The 2,463-nt window shown below is 64.6% G+C and carries 2 protein-coding genes; both read right to left on the bottom strand.

What is annotated here, in order from left to right; all coding sequences use genetic code 11:
• Positions 1-42: 42 nt before the first annotated feature.
• Positions 43-1,494 carry a cobyric acid synthase gene (locus tag OC610_RS25595; RefSeq protein ID WP_264431813.1) on the bottom strand — a complete coding sequence of 484 codons (1,452 nt, stop codon included), beginning with the start codon at positions 1,492-1,494 and terminating at the stop codon, positions 43-45.
• Positions 1,491-2,462, bottom strand: coding sequence for a threonine-phosphate decarboxylase CobD (gene cobD, locus OC610_RS25590; RefSeq protein ID WP_264431812.1), 972 nt, complete (start codon positions 2,460-2,462; stop codon positions 1,491-1,493). Before cobD ends, OC610_RS25595 begins: the two co-directional genes overlap by 4 nt.
• Position 2,463 lies beyond the last annotated feature (1 nt).

Genomic DNA, 2,463 nt, shown 5'->3' with positions numbered 1-2,463 from the left:
TGTGGGAGCGAGCCTGCTCGCGAAAGGGCCGGCAAGGTAAACCTAGATCCCACAGAGTTCACGCAGCAGCCCGGTATCCAGATGCCGCTCCACCAGGTCCGCCAACCATTCGATATCTCGCTCGCGCAAGCCGTGGTAATCCACCGCCTGTACGTCCTCCAGACCCGCCCAGCGCAGAAACGCGCTGCTGGCCGCCGGCGACTCGAACAGCCCATGCAGATAAGTCCCGACAATCTGCCCGTCCAGGCTCAGAGCGCCATCGCAGCGGCCGTCGTCCAGGTGCACCGCGGCATATTCCAGCGCGGGGCCGACGGTCACGCCCGCGTGGATCTCGTAACCGCTGACCTCGGCGTCTTCCAAGGCCAGTCGCCCGCGGACGTTGCGCAATTGCTTCTCGCGTTCCAGGGTCGTTTCGAAATCCAACAGGCCCAGCCCGGCGCTGGAGCCCGCCGCGCCTTCCAGGCCGAGCGGGTCATGAACGTGCCGGCCAAGCATTTGCAGACCGCCACAAATACCCAACAACTTGCCGCCGTAGCGCAGGTGTCGATGGATCGCCGTTTCCCAGCCGTTGGCGCGTAGAAAGGCCAAGTCGCTGCGCACACTTTTGGAACCGGGCAGGATGATCAGGTCGGCTGGCGGGATGGCCTGGCCGGGGCCGACGAATTGCAAATCGACTTGCGGATGCAGGCGCAGCGGATCGAAATCGGTGTGGTTGCTGATGCGCGGCAGGACCGGCACCACCACCTTGAGCAGTTGTTCGGCCTTGTCGGCCTGGCGTTGGTCGAGGCCGTCCTCCGCTTCCAGATGCAAGTCCATGACATAGGGCAGCACGCCGACCACCGGTTTGCCGGTGCGTACTTCCAGCCAATCCAGCCCAGGTTGCAGCAAGGCGAGGTCGCCGCGGAAACGGTTGATGATGAACCCCTTGATCCGCGCCTGCTCACTGGGCGAAAGCAGTTCCAGGGTGCCTACCAGATGGGCGAATACACCGCCGCGATTGATGTCGGCGATCAGCAATACCGGGCAGTCCACCGCCTCGGCGAAGCCCATGTTGGCGATGTCGCCAGCCCGCAGGTTGATCTCCGCCGGCGACCCCGCGCCCTCGACCATGACCACTGGATAGGTCTTACTCAACCGTTCGTGGGACGCGAGCACCGCCTGCATCGCAATGGCTTTGTAATCGTGATAAGCCACCGCGTTCATGGTGGTCACGGCGCGGCCATGGATGATGACCTGGGCGCCGGTGTCACTGTTGGGCTTGAGCAGGACCGGGTTCATGTCGGTGTGCGGTTCGAGGCCGCAAGCCTGGGCCTGGACGGCCTGGGCCCGGCCGATTTCGCCGCCGTCGGCGGTCACCGCGCTGTTGAGGGCCATGTTCTGCGGCTTGAACGGCACCACGCTCACGCCTTGGCGTTTGACCCAGCGGCACAACGCCGTGACCAGGGTACTTTTGCCTGCATCGGAGGTGGTGCCCTGCACCATCAAGGTCTTCATTGAATGTCCTTGGCGTAGGCTTCGAAAGCCTGTTCCAGGCGCAGGAATTGCGCGTCGTCAGCCGGCAGCCCGAAGCGCAGGCTGCTGGTCTCGGTGAACAGCCGCAGGAGAATGCCGCGATGGGCCATGAAGTCGTAGAGCGCCTGGGCATGTTCGGTGACCAGCCACTGGAACAACGCGCAACCGCCCTGGGGCTTGAAACCGTGGCGTTCCAACGTCAGGGCCAGGCGCTGGCTGGTTGCTTCGCAACGCTCGCGCTGCCGTGCATGGGCTTCGGTGTCGAGCAGACAAGCTTCACCCAAAATCCGGGTCGGCCCGCTGATGGCCCACGGCCCGACTTGCTCGGCGAGCAGCTTCAGCAAACGACGCTCGGCCAGGACGAACCCCAGGCGAACCCCGGCCAGGCCAAAGAATTTGCCGAACGAGCGCAACACGATCAGCCCGACCTGATGGGCATGGGCGCTGAGGCTCAGGTGCGGCGTGATATCCATGAATGCTTCATCCACCACCAGCCAGCCACCGCGCTGGGCCAATCGCGCGTGCCAATCGAGCAAGCGTTCCGGGTTCAGGCTCAGGCCCGTGGGATTGTTCGGATTGACCACCACCAGCACATCGAGGCTGTCGAGGAAGAAGTCCACTTCCGCCTCCAACACTTCGCGCACGATGTAACCACAGCGGCGCCAGGCTTCGGCGTGCTCGGCGTAACAGGGCGACAAGACGCCGACCTTGCCGGCCCGGCGCAGGCGCGGCAACAGTTGGATGGCCATCTGCGAACCGGCCACCGGCAGCACATGCGTCGCTTCGTAGTAATCGCAAGCGGCCTGTTCCAATCCATCATCGGCCTCGGGCAGGCGCGCCCAGGCCCGCGGCGGGATCGGTGGAATGTCGAACGGCCAGGGCGCCAGGCCGCTGGACAGGTCGAGCCAATCGGCCTCGGCAATGCCGTATTGCCGGGAAGCGTTGCGCAGT

The organism is Pseudomonas agronomica (assembly GCF_025917275.1).
Classification (GTDB): Bacteria; Pseudomonadota; Gammaproteobacteria; order Pseudomonadales; family Pseudomonadaceae; genus Aquipseudomonas; species Aquipseudomonas agronomica.
Note: the sequence above shows the minus strand (reverse complement) of the source record. Positions and strands in the feature narration are given on the sequence as shown.

Excerpts from the sequence above, each read along its gene's own strand:
- OC610_RS25595 (WP_264431813.1), bottom strand. The coding sequence starts at position 1,494 with ATGAAGACCTTGATGGTGCAGGGCACCACCTCCGATGCAGGCAAAAGT.